Annotated in this window: 14 protein-coding genes and 1 riboswitch; of the genes, 13 read left to right on the top strand and 1 reads right to left on the bottom strand. The window is 24.7% G+C overall.

What is annotated here, in order from left to right; translation table 4 throughout:
• Positions 1 to 11: 11 nt before the first annotated feature.
• From T383_RS0102265 to T383_RS0102285, 5 genes are all read left to right on the top strand, one after another.
• Positions 12 to 716, top strand: coding sequence for a YebC/PmpR family DNA-binding transcriptional regulator (locus T383_RS0102265; RefSeq protein WP_033160067.1), 705 nt, complete (start codon positions 12 to 14; stop codon positions 714 to 716).
• 19 nt (positions 717 to 735) lie between these two features.
• Positions 736 to 827: riboswitch (adenosylcobalamin-variant (AdoCbl-variant) riboswitch) on the top strand.
• Between the two features lie 124 nt (positions 828 to 951).
• Positions 952 to 2,103: a hypothetical protein gene (locus T383_RS0102270; RefSeq protein WP_033160068.1), complete on the top strand. Its 1,152-nt coding sequence runs from the start codon at positions 952 to 954 to the stop codon at positions 2,101 to 2,103.
• A gap of 18 nt (positions 2,104 to 2,121) precedes the next feature.
• Positions 2,122 to 3,099, top strand: a complete 978-nt coding sequence (locus T383_RS0102275) for an iron chelate uptake ABC transporter family permease subunit (RefSeq protein ID WP_033160069.1) — start codon at positions 2,122 to 2,124, stop codon at positions 3,097 to 3,099.
• On the top strand, positions 3,089 to 4,114 hold the full coding sequence (locus tag T383_RS0102280; RefSeq protein WP_033160070.1) for an iron chelate uptake ABC transporter family permease subunit: 1,026 nt from the start codon (positions 3,089 to 3,091) through the stop codon (positions 4,112 to 4,114). The genes T383_RS0102275 and T383_RS0102280 overlap by 11 nt, the downstream gene beginning before the upstream one ends.
• Positions 4,115 to 4,122: 8 nt before the next feature.
• Positions 4,123 to 4,890, top strand: coding sequence for an ABC transporter ATP-binding protein (locus tag T383_RS0102285; RefSeq protein ID WP_033160071.1), 768 nt, complete (start codon positions 4,123 to 4,125; stop codon positions 4,888 to 4,890).
• A 2-nt stretch (positions 4,891 to 4,892) separates the two neighbouring features.
• On the opposite strand, the gene T383_RS0102290 is transcribed toward T383_RS0102285, so the two are convergent.
• A complete protein-coding gene (locus T383_RS0102290) occupies positions 4,893 to 5,561 on the bottom strand; it encodes a potassium channel family protein (protein WP_033160072.1) in 669 nt (222 codons plus the stop codon).
• A gap of 79 nt (positions 5,562 to 5,640) precedes the next feature.
• Between T383_RS0102290 and T383_RS0102295 the strand changes: the two genes are divergently transcribed.
• The 8 genes from T383_RS0102295 to T383_RS0102330 form a co-directional block, all read left to right on the top strand.
• On the top strand, positions 5,641 to 7,509 hold the full coding sequence (locus T383_RS0102295; RefSeq protein WP_052664025.1) for a potassium transporter TrkG: 1,869 nt from the start codon (positions 5,641 to 5,643) through the stop codon (positions 7,507 to 7,509).
• Between the two features lie 552 nt (positions 7,510 to 8,061).
• A complete protein-coding gene (locus T383_RS03760) occupies positions 8,062 to 8,397 on the top strand; it encodes an MPN385 family protein (protein WP_052664026.1) in 336 nt (111 codons plus the stop codon).
• Positions 8,398 to 8,641: 244 nt separating this feature from the next.
• On the top strand, positions 8,642 to 9,007 hold the full coding sequence (locus tag T383_RS0102305) for an MPN385 family protein (RefSeq protein WP_033160073.1): 366 nt from the start codon (positions 8,642 to 8,644) through the stop codon (positions 9,005 to 9,007).
• 133 nt (positions 9,008 to 9,140) lie between these two features.
• Positions 9,141 to 11,699, top strand: a complete 2,559-nt coding sequence (locus T383_RS0102310) for a hypothetical protein (protein WP_033160074.1) — start codon at positions 9,141 to 9,143, stop codon at positions 11,697 to 11,699.
• A 180-nt stretch (positions 11,700 to 11,879) separates the two neighbouring features.
• Entirely contained in the window at positions 11,880 to 15,200 is a 3,321-nt protein-coding gene (locus T383_RS03765; protein WP_052664027.1) for a DEAD/DEAH box helicase, read from the top strand.
• A gap of 23 nt (positions 15,201 to 15,223) precedes the next feature.
• Positions 15,224 to 17,284, top strand: a complete 2,061-nt coding sequence (locus tag T383_RS0102320) for a hypothetical protein (protein ID WP_033160075.1) — start codon at positions 15,224 to 15,226, stop codon at positions 17,282 to 17,284.
• A 147-nt stretch (positions 17,285 to 17,431) separates the two neighbouring features.
• Positions 17,432 to 18,616: an elongation factor Tu gene (gene tuf, locus T383_RS0102325; protein WP_033160076.1), complete on the top strand. Its 1,185-nt coding sequence runs from the start codon at positions 17,432 to 17,434 to the stop codon at positions 18,614 to 18,616.
• A 324-nt stretch (positions 18,617 to 18,940) separates the two neighbouring features.
• On the top strand, positions 18,941 to 21,301 hold a 2,361-nt coding region (locus tag T383_RS0102330), incomplete at its 3' end, for an EAGR box-containing protein (RefSeq protein ID WP_033160077.1).

The following is a 21,301-nucleotide window of genomic DNA, read 5'->3' on the forward strand; positions in this document are numbered from 1 at the left end:
AAGTTATATAAATGCCACGTAAACATTTAATTGCTAGTCAAACTAACAAAAAACAACAAGATAATGCTCGCTTATGACAAAAACTAGCAAAAGAAATTAAAGCAGCAGCAAAAGTTGGAGGACCAAATCCTGAAGCTAATCCAAGATTAAAAGCTGCAATTGATCGAGCATTACAAGCTAATTTATCTCGTGATTCAATTAATAAAAATATTAATGGAGCAAACAAAGACAATACTCAGCTAATTGAAGTTGAATATGAAATTTATGGACCTTCTGGTTTAGGGATTATTGTTCATGCATTAACTGATAATACAAATCGAGTTATTAGTAATCTTAATGGTTATATTAGTAAGTTGCATGGTAATTTAGCTAAACCTAATAGTGTAAAAATTAATTTTGAACATAGGGGAATTATTTTAGTAAACAAAAATGATTATTCTGATGAACAATTATTTGAGGTGTTATTAGATGAAAATGTTATCGATTTAGAAAGTGATGCAGATGGATTTGAAATTGTTGTAACACCAGGTTCTTATTTTAGTGCTAAAAATAAATTAATTTCTTTAAGATTTGAGATTATTTATAGTGAACTTAAATTAGAACCATTAGTTGAAGTTGAATTAAACAAGGATGAAAAGGAACGATTTGATCGTTTTGTTGAATCTTGTGAAAATGATGAGGATATTCAATGAATTGTTGCAAATAATGCAAATTAAATTTGTTATAATTCCAAAAGAATCAATTTAGGGGAACTCCGGTGTAAATCCGGGACAGTGCCAGCTACGGTGTTTTGCAATTAAGCAATAAGTCCGAATACCTTATGATGCTGGGTCACATCTAAAGCATTTATTTTAGATTTTTATGATTAATTGTTTTGACCCTTAAAAAAATTTATTTAAGGGTTTTTTTATTCCTTCAATTGATTTTTAATTAAATTAATGAGTTTAAATTATGAAGATCAAACAAAAAATTATTTTAATAACTTTATGTTTTTTTACAATGTTGTTACCATTAAGTGCTTTTTTAGTTTCATGTAATCAAATTAATATTGTAGATCAGTATGCTTCGATAACGCTAGACAGTACATTAACAGGCAATTTAGTTGCTTTAGGTTTTAAGCCAACATGTCAATCTTTGTACAATTCACAAACAAATATTCCATCATACATTAGTTCATTAAATATTAATACTGAATTTGGAAAACAACCATCACAATCTAATGCTGAATTTTGATTAAATCGACAGCCTGATTTACTTTATGGTTTTAAATATCAAAAACCAGAAAATTTATCTAATTATGGATTCAAATATTTTATTGAAGATAAAAATTTTTATAATCCTTATTCAAGCACTTTATTTGATAACAAAGTGGATAAAAATGCAGAATCTATTGCAAAAACTTGAAATTTTAAAGATAAATTAAATTATCTAGGTTATAAACTAAGTTCAATTTTTAATGATATTCAAACTTCTGCTTTAATTGATTCAAAAATTAATTTAGTTTTTAAACAATACGAAAACAAAATAAATATTTTTAAAAATAAATTTTCCTTTTTAAAAAAACATCCAACTATTAGTTTTTGAGGAAAAAATTATGGTCCTAATTTTGTGGCTGATGTAAATAATTTTTCTGAGTACGGACCTAGTACAGATTATCCTGGATGATTATTTGATGACTTAGGTTTCTTGCCAGCATTACCATCAGTAACTGACTACAAACTAAAGATTTTTAATGATGGAGGTTATAATGCAATTGGATGAATGCCGAATGTTGGTAGTTATAATGCCTTAGGTGTTCAAGAGGCTTTTAAAAATTCAAGTGATTATGTTGTTGTTGTCTTAGATTCTAGTGTTAATTTAGAATTAATGAAAGACACTATTATAAATACATTTAAACCAATTTTGAAGCAATCATCAAATCTTAATTCATCTAAAATTATTATAGTTGATCAAAATTTTAGTTTAGCCCCTTATAACTTATTGGGAATTGAAAATGCAATAAATATTTTGTCTGAAAAAATATTAGGTTTTGATGTTTCTAAATCAATTAATGACCAAATAATTTTTGAAAGAACAAATTTAAAAACTTTAATCTTTAAATAATTTTAGGCTAATGTTAAAATGTTTTTAAAAAAAAGAAATCTTAAATATATATCAATTTGTATCATTTTATTTTTTATTACAATTGCGGTTGTATTGTTAGCATTTTCAATTTCAAGTAATGGTTCTATTGTTTTTTTAGCAAGTATTACAACCAACAAGATGTCATATTTAACAATAGGAATTGGAGTTATTGCTTCGATAATTGCAGCAATTGCATTTAATTCCTCTGGTGAATTAGCTCAATCAAGCACGAGAAATATTTTAGCATCGCCATTTACATTAGGTCTTGTTCCAGTTATGACTTTGAGTTATTTAATAAGCAATTTAATTTCAAATTTAAAAATATGAGAAGTTGGTTTATTGGCTTTTGCTATTATTTTTTTTATAAATATTTTGCCAATTTATTTTATTTCAAAAAGTAAGTATAAATTAAATCAAAATGCAATTATTTTTTATGGTTTATCTATTTCTATTTTAATTACATCAATAATAGCAATTTTAAATTTTTTAACCCAAATTCAGCAAACAAATATTTTTGGATGAATGATTATTTCAACTGTTACATTAACGAATGAAAAACTTTTTTATGGTGCAACTTTTTTTATTGTAGGTTTATTTATTTTAGTTTCTATTTCTAAAAAAATTTATATGTATGAGAATGCATATTTTAAAGCAACATCTTTATCTATAAATTTATCTTTATTAAACATGTTAAGCTTAGTGTCTATTAGTTTAATGTGTATTGGTGGTTTTATTGCATATGCCCCTTTTACTTTACTTGGATTTGCTATTCCATTTTTAACTAAAAAATATTTAATTAAAAATTATGATTTTCGTTTCTCATTATTACCAAGTACATTATTAAGCATTATCATTACTGTAATTTCATATATAACTAATTGTTTTTTACATGCAAACATTGATGTAGTAATGATTATTTTTATGTTGCCATTTACTATTTTGATGTTTTTGGAGAAAAGAATTAATGCACATTAATAATTATTTAAAATTTAAATCAATAAATAAAAAACAATGTTTTTTATCAATATGCTTTTTATTTATTTTTTTATTATTATTCACTATTTTTTTATTTTTTAATCCTTCTACATTATCATTAGATATTCCATATGGACCTAATGCCAATTTTATTTGAAATTCAAGAATTCAATTAGCTTTAAAACTAACAATTGGTTCATCAGCAATTGGTTTAAGCAACTATTTGTTTCAATTATTTACTAAGAATAAATTAGCAGATATTTCAATTATGGGTATCAATACATTTCAACAAATTGTAGTTGCTTTGTTTATTTTATTTGCAACCAATTTTTTTCTTATTTATGAGCAATCATTTATTTTTAGTTTTATTTATCTTTCAATCAGTATTTTATCAGGAGTTATTTTTTATTTTATTTCATGACGCAATGATTTAAGTTCAAAAAATATTTTTATTTATGGTATTTTACTTAACATTTTAGTAACAGCATTATCTTATTTTATCTTGTCATCTAATGTAGTTGATCAAGATACTTATAAGGATCGTGTTATTTATTATCAAAATAAAGTTTTTGGAAATTTAGTTGTTAGTGATGATTTTAGTAATCTATATGTTTCTAGTATTTTATTAGTTTTTTGTTTTATTTGAACTTTTTGCTTGCGTCTTAAATTCATGGCCAAAACATTTATGATTCAAAAAACTAATACCCTAGGTATTAATAATAAATGAATTAATTTAAATTTAATTTTATTAGTTAGTATTTTATCTTCAATAGCTTTTGGATTTTTTGGTATTATTGCATTTATTGGTGTTAGTGTATCTTTTATTTCTAATAAGTTATTTTTTCATTTTAAATATAATGTTTTAGGCTCAATTTTAATATCAATTATTCTTATGTTTATTTCGCAATATGCTCAAATCATTATTGCTAATTTAGTTTCATCTTTTTCATTAACAACAATAGTTGGTTTTATTAGTTGTTTAATTTTTATGTTTTTCTTATGACTTAATCGGTAGTTGCAAATATGAATGATTTAGTTTTTAGTATAAATAATTTGCGAATATATCCCCATTTTAATTTACAAAACATTAAATTTAGTATTTTGCAAAACAACATTTGTGCTTTTATTGGTAATAATGGAGCTGGAAAAAGTTCATTAATTAATTTATTAGTTAAAAATTGTCATTTGCAAAATGAAAATATTTTTATAAAAAATAAAGATTTAAATAAAATTTCATATAAAGAATTATCTAAATTGATTTCATATGTACCTCAAATTAACAACATATATCATGAACTATCAGTATGAGATTTTATTGCTATAGGTAGATTACCGCATACAAATTTTTTGGGTTTTTTAACAAAGAATGATAAAGAAATTATTAAAACAATATCTAAACTATTAAAAATTGATGCTTTATTTGAACTTAAAATAAATCAATTGTCAGGTGGGCAATTACAAAAAGTTATTATTGCAAATGCATTAGTTCAAGAAACACCAATTATTGTCTTAGATGAACCATTAAATCACCTTGATTTGCAATCTCAAGAAGATATGTTAATTTTAATTAAGAAATTAAAAAATGATTTTAATAAAACGATAATTATTGTTTTACATGATATTGAAATAGCTGCTAATTTAGCTGATCAAATTGTTGTTTTTTATAATGGAAGTGTTCCATTAATAGGAAAACCAATTGACATTATTACATCCGAAAACATTAAAAAGTATTTTAATGTTGATAAAAAAATTATCTTAATAAAAGATAAATTTGTTATTACTAATCTATAAAATTATTTTGAAGGGTTGATAAAGTTTAAAAAATCATCAATTTCATTAGATTTGCACACAACTGAAATTGAATCTGCTTGCATTAAAATTGTATCAGCATCTACGGGAAAAATTAATTGATCTTGGCGTTGGATAGAAATTACATTTGCTCCAGCATAAAGCCTGATATTTATATCAGATAATTTTTTTTCAAATAAATTTGGATTTGATACATTTGTTTTTACAATACTAATTGACTTGTTTAGTGAAAAAATGTCTGCTTGTGTTTTATGAATTACTTTTAAGGCGATATTATTTGCAACAACTTCTTCAGGGATGATTGCTTCTCTGACACCAATTGTGTTTAAAACTCTTTTATGAATTAAATTTTTTGCTCTTGCTACAATATTTTTAATTTTTAATTCTTTTAAATTAGCTGAAATCATAATTGATGATTCGATGTTGCTGACACTAACAATAATTGTATTTACTTCTGCTAAATTAATTTCTTCAAGAGTATTTAAATCAGTGGCATCAGCTTTAAATACATATTCAAATTCTTTGGAAGCTAAGTTAACTTTTTCTTCATCATTATCTATCAAAATTACATTATGATTACTAGCTACTAGTGATTTTGCAACTTGCATGCCAAATCTACCTAAACCAATAACACAAAATTCACTTTTTGCCATGTGAAACCTTAAATTAAATATAATTTAAATTTATATATCATTATATTACAATTAGACAACAAGTCAAAGTACTATAAATATGGATTACTTAAAGTTATCTTCTTTTTCTGCATACAAGAAACGACATGAAAAATTATTCAAAGTTCTACGAATAATTTTTATTGGTGATACTGTTCCTCAAAAAATTGTTCATTTTTATGTTTATTTAATTTTTCTTGGAGCAATTTTACTTTATTTACCAATTTCATTAACATCTTATCCCAATTCTTATATGAAAATTGTTAATGAAGACTATTTTACTATTGGTGAATATAGTGCGTTGTATAATGGAATAATTGATAAATCTTTTTTAGATAAATTAGTTAATAATTCAGTCTTACTAAGAGACAATTTTTATTTAGTTTTTGATCCGGTTTTAAAAACATATAAAGTTGTTGAAACAGCACCTTATACATTTTTAGATTCACTATTTACTGCAGTTTCTGCTTTTTGTGACACTGGACTTTCAACTTCTGTTATTAGAAGTACTTATAGTGTTTTTGGCGAAGTAATTATAGTCTTATTAATCCAAATTGGTGGCATTGGATTTATTGTTTTATTTTTCTTAATATGAAAACTTTTTAAATCAAAAAAAGAAACCCAAGATTCTTTTTCCTTATCAATTATTCTTCGTGCTGAAAGAGGCAATTCCAAATTAGGAGGGACAAGTAAAACTATTATTGTTGCGACTATATTTATTTTTTCTGCAGAATTAATTTATGCAATTTTTTACTCATTATATTTTAATTTTTCAGAAGCATATGAACAACAAATTATTGGTAATGTTATGGATAATAGTACACAAACATTGCCGGGTGTTATTGCTAGTTCTATAACAGTAAATAGTATTTATCCATCATACTTATATCATAGTCCAAATTCTATCTGGGCTGGTATTTTTCATTCAATTTCAGCAATGAATAATGCTGGTTTTGATATTTTTGGTTCTGCAAGTCTTGGTTTATATCGAAATGATACCCATGCAGTTTTATTATTTGTAACAATGTCTGAATTTATTATTGGAGGAATTGGTTATCCAGTTGTTTTTGATATTTATGAAAAATTTAGATGAAAAAAAATAATGGGAATTAAGCAGAAATTTAGATTTAGTTTATTTACAAAGGTTTCACTAATAACTACATTGATTATTTCAATTATTGGGTGTATTCTTGTAACTAGTGTTGAAATGACTAGTAAAAATGGAACATTTAACATTGCAAACTTTTTGTTAGATGAAAAAAATAACAATAATATTCAATTAATAAATAATTTAAATTCTTACAATACCATCAATCAACTTATTTATGGTAAAAATCAAACATTTAATGCGACATGGGGATTATTGTTTGAAACAATGTCAACTAGAAGTGCTGGTTTTTCTACTATTAGTAATTTTTTGTACACTGATGCAACCAAAGGTGTATTAATAATATTAATGTTTATCGGAGCAGCTCCTAGTTCAACTGCTGGTGGTATTAGAACCACAACTTTTGCAATTATTTGTACTGCAATTTGAACAAAATTACGGGGCAGAAAAGAAGTAAGATTATTTAAGAGATCAATAACAAATCAAACCGTAAGTGATTCATTTGTATCTTTTGTTTTGATATTGATTGTTTTATTGTTATTTTGTATTATTACAAAAATTATTTTAGATTCAGTTTTTCCAGATACATATTTACATTTAATTGATATTATATATGAATTTGCTTCAGCATTTGGTACTGTCGGTTTAACTACAGGAGTAACATCATTATTAAATAACATTACAATATTTCCATTTATTTTTGCAATTTTATTAATGATTATTGGTCAATTAGGAGTTTCCAATACATTATTAACTTGGGTAAAGAAAAGTCCTAATGGAAATTTATATTCACTCCCACCAGAAGATATCAAGATTGGTTAAATCTTTAATAAAGTTTTGGATTATTTTCTTGTTTAAAATTTATTTGTTTTATTATAATTTTCACTAATTTTAAATTTTAATTTTTGTTATGGTTATTTTCACTTAATACCTTTTTTAAAATAAGATTAAATTTAAATGAATTTTTAATATTAACCGTTGAAAGTTATTTTAGTTATTTTTGAATTTAAATATTAGTATGACAGATAAAAGTTTAAAAAAAGAAGATCAGCAAAATTCTTTGCTTTTATAATTATCAATATACCTTTGACACTGTTAACAGATTTTTTGGTCAATAAGGACAAAGATTTAATATTTATTTTTTAATTGACTCTGGAATTAAATATTATTTATATATGCATTGGTTTAAATTATTGTTTTTTTCACAAACTTCTTGTCATAAATATTTTTGCTCTGAAAAGTATTTATTTATGTATTTTTTTATATTAAAATTACATTTACACAAATTTTGCAATATTATTGCAATTTTTGTTTGTACAAAAAAATCATTTTACTTTTTTAATTAGTAATGTTAGAGACAAGGAGAAAAAAAGTATGGTTAAATTTTTTAAATTTCTTGTTTTCTTGGTAATTGTAACTTGCTTGTGTATTATATTCATTGGTTCTTTTTGGTTACCAAACATTTATGATTTAAATTCTTGATCAAATTGATTTGCTTCTAAAGCACAACCTAGTGGTGTTTTAACTTTAATGTTCAATAATGTTGGCAATTGGTATTTTAATACACTCAACATGTATTCTAATTTTGGCGATAGCGATTCATTACAAAATTTTTTATCTTACATCATACCAATTGGTTTTGGAATTGTATTTGGATTGATAGGTTATTTTTTAGTTTTCTTATTTGGATGAATTATTTGACATAAATAATTTTTAATTTTTGCTTTTATTGTTTATTTTTTAATGCTTTTAAAAATAATGTTTTAATAGAGAAAATTAAATTTAAGCAACTTTTAACTTATAAGTTAATTTCCTTTTTTATTTTTAATAATTGATATCACTTTTTTCTATGTTAGAATATTAGAATACTCAAATTTGTTTTAACTCATTGATTTTGACTTTATATTTTGGGTAACATCTTTAGATATTTAGGTTTTGAGAGGTTTGATAGATTATGTGGTTACTTAGATTATTTAAAAAACTTCTTAAGCTAGCATTGTTTATTATTATTGCTGGTGGTTTGTGTATAATTTTTCTTGGTTCATTCTGGTGCAATAACAATTATAACTTTCATGAGTGATTTGCACATTCTGGTTCACAACTTTTAGGAACTCCTGATCCATCTGGTGCTTTGACAGCAATGTTTCCAAGTGTAGGTACATGATATGACACAACATTATCAAATTACTCCACTGCAATTCAAGATGTGTTTAGATATCTTATTCCAGTAGGATTTGGAGCAGTCTTTGGAATCATAATTTACACATTTATAAGCATATTAACTTATCTCTTAAGAAAAATGTTTAAGAAAAAGAAATAAAAACATAACAGGGTAGACTAGGATGGTATATGTCCTAGTCTACTTTTATCATTAATCTAAAACTCTATTTTTTAAATACTTAAATAATTCTTTTCAATTTCGTTAAGTCTTAAATATATTTAGGAAAAATTTTATGTTAACCAAAGAAGTAAATAAACAAAAATTTAAAATTAAACTGAATGTAAAATTATCTGCATTACCTATTTTTTTAAGTTCTATTCTTCTTATTGGTAGTGGTTTATCATTTTGTTTATCAGATTTAAGTATATCTACAAAACAATCTAATTTACTTAACAAAAGTTTAAGTAAAGATGTACAACAACCAATTGAAAACGTTTCTGATATATTTAAAAATATTGATAATAGCAATTTAAATCAAGTTTATATAGATTGTGGTGATGTAAACAATCATTTGTTATTTGATTATGATACAGATCCTGAAACAAAAATTAGTGAAGAGTTAGATGTATATAAAGATACTCTTATTAATAAATTGTCCAAATTAAGAATATCAAATGAATTACCAGTAGATACTTTTGGTTATTGTTACCCTATGTTTCAAACATATAAAAACAATAAATATTATCCAGAGAAATTTGTAAATAGATGAATTATTGAGCAAACTATTGCAAAATATTCAGGTATGTTTATTGATTGACAAGAACAAGAATATTGACCCAATGAAGTATACAATGAAATGAATAATAGTGAAGCAAAAACTAATGATGGTTATTTTAGTTTAGGCGAACAAGTTCCAATTATAATGAGTGAAAATAATGAACCTGTTGATTCAAGTAATGCAAATAATTCTGACCAATCAAATACAGCGGATGATGAAATAATTGATTTATTACCAAGATATCCCATTCTTTTTAAACTTTGATCAAAAGATTCGCAAGAAATAAATAGCAAAAAATGAATTTGATCTGATTCAAATATTTTTAACATTTTTCTAGAATTATTTAAAAGAAAAAAACAAATTAATCCAACTCAGGACCTTTATCTTTGATTTGTTCAAACAGGAACAAAGGTTGTTTATGAATCTAAAAATGCATCAAGTTATCAAACTAATAAAAATAGAAATTATGAAGATAACTCATCAAAAAATTTAGGGCCTAATTTTGATAGTATATATAGGGATGATTTAGATAAAGCATTTAATCAATGAATTAATTCATGAGATAAAAAATATATTGTTTCACCAGATAGCAAAATTCAATTTTTGGACATAACTCAAGAAGATTACTCCATAAATACTCATGGAATCAATCGATATTCAACATATATTAATCGTACCTTTAGTCAAAATTCGAATAATAAAATTACGGTTGAGTATACTCCTTATTATTCGCCTGAACCACTAAACTCTAAATCAAATTATGATTCTAACAAAGCACCAAATATAAATGATTATAATTTTAAAGATGGAATTGCTTTTTTTATAAAAATAGCAACTTGAGCTCCTTATATACTAGAAAATGATAACATTATTTATTTAGATCAGCTTTTTCAAATTTTTAACAAAATACATGTAGATGACTCAGGAAAAATACAAACTTACAATAATTTATCTCTTAAAACTAAAAATTTAAATTTTTTTAAAAATAGTGAACCAGTAAAACAAAATATTTTGAAAATAACTTCAGCAAATACAATTATTCCATATATAGATCAGGGCGATGAATGAAAAAATTATGCATTAAAGACACAAATTCTTAATTTTGCACAAACATCTGGTAGTGTAGACATTAAAAATTATATTGTTCCAAAAACTTATTATGATAATGGCACTAATTCTTGTGTATTAACTTTTCAATTTAATGAAAATTTTGTAAATATGATTTTAAATTTATATAACTTAACTATGAAGGGAATGGAGTTATTTCTTAATAAGAATGATAATAGCGACCTTTATAGAAAAATAAATCATGCAGCTATTGATTATAAAACTGCATATAGTGACATGACTTCAACAAATGAGTCATGAAGTGCTAATTGGTATTTAGAATCTAAACAAGATTTTGGTCTTAATTTAGATTATGATTATATTCCAGCTTTAGGTGAATGTGTTTATTTAGATGATTTACAAATAGTTCCACAAAATTGAATGATTTTGTTGGAATGAATTAAAAATAGTTTATCAAATGACATATATGTTGATTATAAAGTAGGTTCTAATGGTGAAGTTAAAAAATTAAAGATTTGAGATGGAACTAATTATACTTTTGTAAATGATAGCAAGATTGTAGCTACTACTGAAAATAAACAAATAGTAGTAACTAATTTATCATTTGACAATAATTTAAATCTGCCAACAAATTTAATAGCAAAACTTAAAATTGATGATAAGTGTATTCAAAATGGTTCATGTCAATTGTCAAGTGATAAAAACAGTTTAGTTTATAAACTTGCTGATGAAGTCAAAGATGATGTTACAGTTGACCCATCAATTCCTGATTCAAGTAATCCATCAACACCAAAGCCTGATGTTCCAAGTGCTCCTGATTCTCCAAATTCTAATCAAAACAATAATAATAATAATGGTTCTAATAATTTTGATTCACCCGAAGTGAATAATGCATCTGCCATGTCTAATGATCAAATAATAATTATTTCTATTAGTGTTCCAATTGCAATTATTATTACATCATTAATAATATTTGGGATAGTTCGTTATATAAAAAAGAAATAAATTTATTTAATTGAAATTAGTTATTCATTGATTTTAAAACATAAAACTTTGCATTATTTTTCATAAAAAATTTTTAATTTTTCATTTAAATATCTTTAAAAGATAACAATTAAAACAGCTTTTAATATGTTATAATTGAGGGATTAAATGTATTCAAGGTAATTAACTTAATTTATAGTAATGAATAAAAGTGGTATTGAAGAATTTTCTAAAAACGAAATAGTTTTTATTAAAGGTCAAAATCTTGTTAATCGTAATCGTGTAGCTGTTAAAGTTAACCCTAATGATCCAAACCATTTTACAGGTAAAGTATTTGATACTGAAAATTCTTATTATCTTATAGATTTAACTGTTAAGGGCAATACAGTTGCCTCTTATAAATGTTCATGTTCACTAGAAAAACCTTGTTATCATGTTGTTGGAGTTTTGATTAAAATTTTTATTCAACCAAAAGTTGTAAAACAAAGTGCGCATGAAATTATTATTGATGATCTTAATAAAAAGAAAAAAATACGTTCAAGAAAAAATAAAAAAATAATTAAAGAAGATGATACAACAAGTATCGCTCCTAGTGATATTGATAAAATTTATGAAAAATTATCTTGGCCTTCTTGCACTATTTCTTTTGTACACTTACATACGAACTACAATAATGGCGAAAAAATTAACCAGTTTGGAATTAGATTAAGTTATAAAAATAAAATTTTAAGTCCAATTTGTGATAAAGATATTTTTAAAAATTTAGAAAGCGAAAACCCTGTTTTATTACTTTCGTTAATTGATTCATCCTTTTATCAAATTGATGCTAATCTTTTCAAAAAAATAGATTTATTTATTTTTAAATTTTTAATTGAAAATCAATTAGATTTTAAACATCATCGTAACTATGAATTAAGAAATAAACCATTAGATACTTTTTGAATCAACCGAAAAGTTATTTTAAGTTTAATCAAGATGTTAAAACAGTCATTTGACATTAATTCAAATGTAACTTTAGCTAATTTTTTAGAAAAAGAATCTAATTTTTTTAGAATGATTGTTGATTCATCAAAGAAATACATTTTATACAACAAAATTGATCGCAATAAATATAAAGTAAATTTGATGATGAAACAATCAACCAATAAATGAACTAGTGTTAATGAAATAAGTGTTTCTAGTGATGGAAAATTAATTTGATCTGATCCATCAATTATTTTTTGAAAAAATAAGCAAAATCTTGAGGTTGTTAGTTTTGTTGAAAATTCTTTAGCTGAATCTTATTTTCATTATTATGTTCAAGGAATAAGGGATTTTAAATATATTGATGATAGCAATAAAATAAGAGATATTTTTGAATTCATTCCTAAAACAGTTATTAGTTTAAATTTTGATAAGCATGATAATATAATTAAACATCAAATTAGGTATTTTTACCCTGGAAAACCACCTTTTAATGTTTTATCAACAGATGATAATGTCAAAACAAACAAAAAACGTTTATGAATTTATGAAAAAGCAATTATAAATTCATTGTGTCATTTTCATTTTGAATCTAAAAGTTGACATATTAAATTTAAAAAAATTTTTTCATTAAAAATGAAAGAATTTAAACAAATTATTTCTAATTATGATTCTTTTGTTCAAACGCCAATTGTTCAATATAAAATTGAAAATAATTTAACAAATGAATACAAGTTTCAATTCAATTTTAAAAAGATCTCAATTAAAGATGATAAATTAATTATTGAATGTGATTATTCAAAATTTTCAATTGATCAAATTAAAAAAATTTCATCTTACTACAATAAAGGTTGCGAAATATATATTGATGATGATTTTTATATTGATTTAACTTCTAAAGACAATAAAAAGTTTTTAGAATTTTGGTCAAAATTTGATTATTACAATGCCTCATCACCAAAATCAGGAATTTTTGTTTTTCCTAAGTATAGAGTTTTTGATTTATATTTTGCATTTAGTCAAAATCAGGGATTGATTAAAAAATATGGAGACAAATCGATAGTCAATTTAATTTCTGATTTTACTAGTAAGAAAGTTAAAGATTTTAAAGTTCCTGATATTTTTAAAAAAATTTTACGCCCATATCAAGTTGATGGTTTTAAGTGAATGAAATTGTTGTTTCATTATAACTTAGGTGGTGTTTTAGCAGATGACATGGGTCTTGGCAAAACGATTCAAACAATTGCTTTGCTTTATGATGAGTATAAATCTAAAAAAATTAATGAACCATCCTTAATTGTTGTTCCAACTTCATTAGTTCATAATTGAAAATCAGAGTTTATTAAATTTGCCAATGATTTAAAAGTTCAATTAATTGAGGGTTCTTCCAAAGAACGTGAAAATTTAATTATTAATAACAAAAATGCAATTGAAATTACTTCATTTGCAACATTTAGAAAAGATATAAAATTTCATAATTCAAAATCTTATTGTTTTTTTATTTTGGATGAGGCACAAAATATCAAAAACAATAATACTGATTTAAAATCTTGTGTGAAACAAATCAATTCTAAGCATAATTTAGCTTTAACAGGAACTCCAATAGTTAATAACATCTTGGAATTGTGGTCAATCTTTGATTTTGTGTTACCTGGTTTACTTGGCAGTGCAACAGATTTTAGTAATGACTATGAAAAGAAAATTATTCGAGAAAATAATTCTGTTTTATTGGAGCGTCTTAAACAAAAAGTTAATATTTTTTGCTTAAGACGAACAAAAGATAAAGTTTTAACTGAATTGCCACCAAAAACCCAAACAGATATTATTGTTGACTTACAACCTGAACATCGTAATTTCTATAATGATTGGTATTTAAATTTTAAAAACAAAATTATAAATTTAATTGAGAATAGCAAAAGTAAACAAAATTTAAATTCCATTAAATTTCATATTTTCACAATGATAAATGATTTACGACAAATTTGTTGCAGCCCAACGCTTAAGAATAAGAATTTTGATGGTAAAAATGCAAAATTAGATGCTTGTTTAGATCTAATCAACCATGCAGTTGCTAGTGAAAAAAAGGTATTAATTTTTACTCAATATTTGGGAATGATTGATATTTTAAAAGATGAATTATCCAAAAATAATATAAAGTGTTATGTTTTATCTGGAAAAACAAACAAAAAAGACCGTATATCAATGGTTGAAAAATTCAATGTTGATAAAACACCTGTTTTTTTATCAACATTAAAAACTGGAGGGGTTGGCATAAATTTAACTAGTGCAGAAGTTGTTATTCATTATGATTTATGATGAAATACTGCTATGCAAAATCAAGCGACTGATAGGGTTCATAGAATTGGTCAAAAAAAACATGTTAATGTTTATCGTATTATTGTTGACGATTCTATTGAACAAAGAATTGTTGAAATTCAAGAAAAGAAAAAAGATTTAATTAAAAACTTAATCAATGATGATGAAGAAAACATTTTAAATAATATTTCTTTTGAGGAATTAATTTCCATTTTTGATATTTCTTATAATGAAAAAAAATAAAATAATTAATTGGTATAAATAGTATGAAAAAAAAGATTTTTTTATTTAGCAGTTTAAGTTTAGTTGTTTTATTAATTCCTACTTTTTGTTTAGTGTCGTGTTCAGAAGATAACCCTAACAAAAATTCAGTCAATGATATTCCAGTAGTTAACACAACAATTCATTCTGATACTTCCATAAAAAATGAAATTAATGCTATTGATTTGAATTGAAACGAAATGAATGAATTAGAAATTTATGCAAAATATTCTTCAGATAATTTAATTCAGTTTATTCTTAATCATCTTTCTAAATTCATTAATGGAGAAACAGAATTAATATCTAATGCAAACGATATTAAGGTTAGTTTTAATAGTGCAAAAAGCGGAAATAATTTTTTGACTATAGAACTAACTGTTTTGGCAAATAGATGATACAAAGATAATAAGGTTCAAGTTATACCATTGTCACAAAATATTAAAATTTTTAATATTAAGGAATTACCAGAAACTATTGACTCTACTGGTGGACAATTAGTTAATTCTCAGTTAGATTCTTCTAGCTATAAAGAAATTGTTGATTTATTTAATTTTAAATCTACAACATATTTACCATCATTGACTAATGAAAGTTTAAATAACATTTTAAAAAAAGTACCAGATTTTAAAAATCTATCAGTTGAAATTCAAAATGACTCTAAAACAAGCACAGGTGAATTAGTATTAAATTTATCAGGAACTTATAAAAAACAACAAATATTAAATGAAAAGATCACAGTTGGTGGTTTTAATAAAATTGATCAAAATAATAAATCTATAAAACTATCAAAAATTGTTCTTAATTTGAATAATTGATTTGAAAATCTTATGCCTATCAATTCATCACAAGATAAGGATGTAGTAATTAAGGCAATTTCTTCAGATGATTGAATCAATAAATACTTATCATCTGCTTTAGTTTTTGATCAAAATTATTTACTAATAGGTGAATTACAAGATCTTGTTAAAGAAGGAATGAATTTTTCACTTACTACAAATTTGTCTAATGATTCTATTGAATTTACTATTTCTAATGCTACTTATCAAAATAAAAAGTATGATAGTCAACAAAAGATGTGAATAAATGACAATCTTTTAACTTTTGCTCAAGCATACCCAAAAACGCAAAGTGTTTTAATTCCAACATTAGAAGATGCAAAAAACTTTTTGCTAGATAAGTCATACGTAAATGAAGCAGAATTAAAATTACATTATCCATCTTATTATATTGGTGTTGCAAATTATTGAAATAAAAATGATCGTTCTTACTTTGTTGATAATTTATTGGTTAAAAATGATTATTTAACAAAAATTGGAGAAAAATATTTTCAAATTAATAATAATGATAAGTTATTAATTGCAATAAGTAATGATGGTATTTTTGCCAATGATTTTAAAAATGTATTAAATTTTAAAATTTTATTGCTTTTCAATGATTTACCTCAATGACAACTGAAATCAAAAAGTTTCAATTGCATTAATTTATCTAAAAATATCAATGATAATCCTAATTTGGATATCAACAGAACAAATACCATTTTTATTAAACAAGATGGTTCTATTTACAACAAAGTAAAACAATATTTACTAAAAAATTTTAAAAATGAAATAGATAAGGTATATCAATCTAATTCGGGATATTGCATTGAAATAGGAAATGCAAATCGATGAATGATAATTCCACAAATTTTGCAAACTAATATAATTAATTTCTATAACACAAGTGATAATGTATATAAAAATTGAAATTCTATTAATAAAATTATTGAACCTAGAATTTTTAACTTGCCCATTAACATATCGTTTACAAATCAAATTCAATTTGAAAAAGAAAATACATTAAATTATTACACTCAATTATTTTGATTTGATGATACTACAAGTGTAGCAATTGATTCAATTCAGTATACTTTTGCTGATCAAATAAAATTTAAAATTGAAAATGTTCATGAAAATGCTATAAAAATAAGTTTTAATGGATCAACAAACATAGGTTTTTCTAGTAATTTAGACCAAAATTTTAAAACAGAATTTTCTTTTATTTTGCCTAAATCACAATGAAAATAACTTTATATTAATTTTTGATAAAAATTAAACATTTATATAATATAATTACTTTACAATTAATAAATTTTTAACATTTTAAAAGACTTGCATTTGATTAACAAACTATAGTTATTCATGTAAGTTTGTTTTGAGGAGATTTTAAAGATTATGGCAAAAGAAAAATTTGACCGATCTAAACCCCATGTTAACATTGGTACAATTGGTCATATTGACCATGGTAAAACAACTTTAACTGCTGCGATTTGTACAGTTTTAGCTAAAGAAGGTAATTCTAAGGCGATGCGTTATGATGAAATTGATAAAGCTCCCGAAGAAAAAGCTCGTGGAATTACCATTAACACAGCTCATGTTGAATATGAAACTGCAATTAGACATTATGCTCATGTTGATTGTCCTGGTCATGCTGACTATGTTAAGAATATGATCACTGGAGCAGCTCAAATGGATGGTGCTATTTTAGTTGTTTCTGCAACTGATGGTCCAATGCCACAAACTCGCGAACACATTTTGTTAGCTCGTCAAGTTGGTGTTCCAAAAATGGTTGTGTTTTTAAATAAATGTGATGTTGCTTCTGATCCTGAAATGCAAGAATTAGTTGCAGAAGAAGTTAAAGATCTATTAAAATCTTATGGATTTGATGGTGACAATACCCCAATTATTCATGGTTCTGCTCTTGGAGCTTTAAATGGTGAAGCTCAATGAGAAGAAAAAATTAAAGAATTAATGAAAGCTGTTGACGAAACAATTCCTGATCCTGTTCGTGACACTGATAAACCATTCTTATTACCGATTGAAGATGTTATGACCATCACTGGTCGTGGAACTGTTGTTACTGGACGTGTAGAACGTGGTACTTTACATCTTAATGATGAAGTTGAAATTATTGGATTAGGAGATACATTTAAATCTGTTGTTACAGGAATTGAAATGTTTAGAAAAGAATTAGATGAAGCTCGAGCTGGAGATAATGCTGGTATTTTACTTCGCGGAGTTGATCGTTCTCAAGTACAACGTGGTCAAGTTCTAGCAAAACCTGGTTCAATTACGCCTCATACTAAATTCCGTGCTGAAATTTATGCATTGAAAAAAGAAGAAGGCGGACGTCACACTGCATTTTTAAATGGTTACCGTCCTCAATTTTATTTCCGTACAACTGATGTTACTGGTTCAATTAAATTGAAGGAAGGAACTGAAATGGTAATGCCTGGTGATAATACTGAAATTACTGTTGAATTAATTTCACCAATTGCTTGTGAAAAAGGTAGTAAGTTTAGTATTCGTGAAGGTGGTCGCACTGTAGGTGCTGGAACTGTTGTTGAGGTTCTAGGTTAATTAGTTTTAACTCTAATAATTTCCAATTATAATTTCATAGAATGTTCTTTTGTAACAATTTGTTGTTTATAAAAGAACATTTTTATATTGTTTTAATTTGTAGTTAAAAGTAAATTTTAAATATTAGACATGCACTAATTGAAATATAAACAATTTTATAAAACTTTAGTTATTCATATTATAATTAATAAAAAGTGTGTTGTTTAGATATCAAAAGTATGATTTAGTTGATTAAATTGAGGTAATACTATCATAGTTTTGTTTATAAACAGTATATTTGCTTATTAAAAACTTAACAGGAATGATGTTACAAAACTTATTTTTATGTTTATTAGTAATAAGTCCAAAAAAAACAATCAGAAATCTGTTTCAAATGTTGAATATGAATCTGGTTCTTCAAATAAGTTGAAACTAAATAATAATTCAACTTCTAATGAGAATAGTTTGATTGACTATACACGTGAAATTTTTGAAAATGATTATGAAAAACATTTTAAAAAATTAAATAATGTTCCAAGTTTTCCGATAAACATCCCAGTTTCGTTTGAATTTGTACCTTTTTTTAACAGTGAGATTGATGACATGAATCAAAACTTTAATACAAAAAAACCTAGTGATAATTTTGCTCAAAATTCTAGCAATAACAATGTTAACAATAATAGCAATAATTCACACACTCCCCAACAACTCAATCAACAATTGCAATTGGCTAATCAATTACAAATGATGCAATATCGTGCATTTTTAATGGCCCAACAAAATAATTTTTTACAACAGCAATTGATGATGAATAATGCAATGAATCCATTTGCTTTTAATATGTATCATCAACCTAATTCATTTTTGATGCAACAACAAATGATGGCGAATAATCAGGTTAATCCAAATGGTTTAGTTGTTCAACAACCAAAAAGTGAGTTGACTGAATTAGCAAACATTGTTTCACAAGTTGGCAAGATGATGAATACTTTTCAAAACCAAATGGTTATGCAAAATAATATTTTGGTTAGTCAACAAAAACAAGTTCTTCAACAGCAAGAAATTATTAATAAGTTACATGATAAATTATTTAAAGGTGATCTAAAGCAAATTACTTCTAACACAAAAGAAGCTGAAGATGAAATTGAAGAAGAATATCTAGAACCATCTGAAACAATTGATGTTTTGGAAGATAAATTTCATAGCGAAGATTATCTTGCTAAAAAAAAGTTTTTAAACAAACAAACACTTTTTAATGAAAAGTCTAAATTAAATCATAATGTAACAAATAATTTATCAGAATTTTCTTTAGACAATGCTAATGAATATTCAAGTTTAACATCAGAAATTGAAATCACTGATCAAAAACAAATTGAAAAAAATAAAACAAATTTAGAAGAATCTGTCTTAGCAAATAATTTTAAAAAAGAAAATAATTTAGAAGAATTTGTTCAGCCAACAGATAATTTTTTAGGTTTTGATAATAAAGAATTAAATCAACTGTTAGAGGAAAAAAAATTTAAGAAACTATTAGAAGAATCTAAATCTAATCCCTCTCAAAGATTTTGAGAACCATTAGTTGGTCAAACAAAGTATGGTTTTTATAACAATCGAGTTTGACATTGACTAGGCTATTTTGATCGATTTGCTAATTGACATCCTTACAAAAATGCTGGTGAAATGCCAACATTACCTACATTGCATAATGGTTTGATAAATCAAGATACAAAAAATGACACTTTGTTTTGAAAACGTTTAGTTGATAATCCAAATTATGGTCATAGAGAAGATGGAGTTTGAATTTGAGATGGCGTTTTTGACCAAAAATTAAATTGAATTCCTGATCCAACTGCTGATAAATATGTATTAGATCATTATGCTAAACTTAATAAAAGTCTTGATAGTCAAAAAACTGAAGAAGAGTTTTTTGTTACCAGAAAACATGATTTAAGAGAAATAAATGAGACCCCTCACTTAAAAAATGATTTTAGTGAACATCATCACCATCACCACCATCAACATGAATCTTTAAATGAAAATGTTTCAGTTAATGATGCGAATTCATTTGCATTTTTACCAAAAGAAAATGCTTCAAAAGATGACTACCAACCTTCAGTAGAAGTTAAATTGGTTGAAAATGACAAAATTACTAAAAAAGAAAAAATTGATAATGTTCCACCTCAAAAAGAAGATTTTGTCTTAGATATACCAAAAGTTGAATTAGAAAAATTTGAACCAACTAGAGTTAATTTAAATTATGATGAATCCAAATTGGATAATAAAGTTTTACCTAACTCAACTTTAAATGCTTCAGAATTAAAACCTGATAGTATTGATAAAAATACTTTTGTAAATAATGAAAGCATAGTTAATGATTTATCAAAACAAGAAGTTGTAAAAGAAAGCAAAATTAATGAAGTTGTAGAATCATTACCAGCTGATAAAATCATTTTAAATGCTAATAATGAACATTTGATAAATAATGAAATCAAAGAAAACATATCTTTAGAAGAAACTATTTCAAGTAATGTTTCAAATGATTTGGTTAGTGATCTTAACCATAACGATGTGGCTAAAGAAGAACCAGTTGTTGAAGAAGTAGTTGAACAACCAATTCAAGAAGAAGTTGTAACATCAAATGAACCAGTTGCTGAAGAAGTAGTCGAACAACCAATTGAAGAAGAAGTAAGTTTTGATGATGTTCCA

It is taken from the genome of Mycoplasmoides alvi ATCC 29626 (genome assembly GCF_000701785.1).
Lineage (GTDB): Bacteria > Bacillota_I > Bacilli_A > Mycoplasmatales > Mycoplasmoidaceae > Mycoplasmoides > Mycoplasmoides alvi.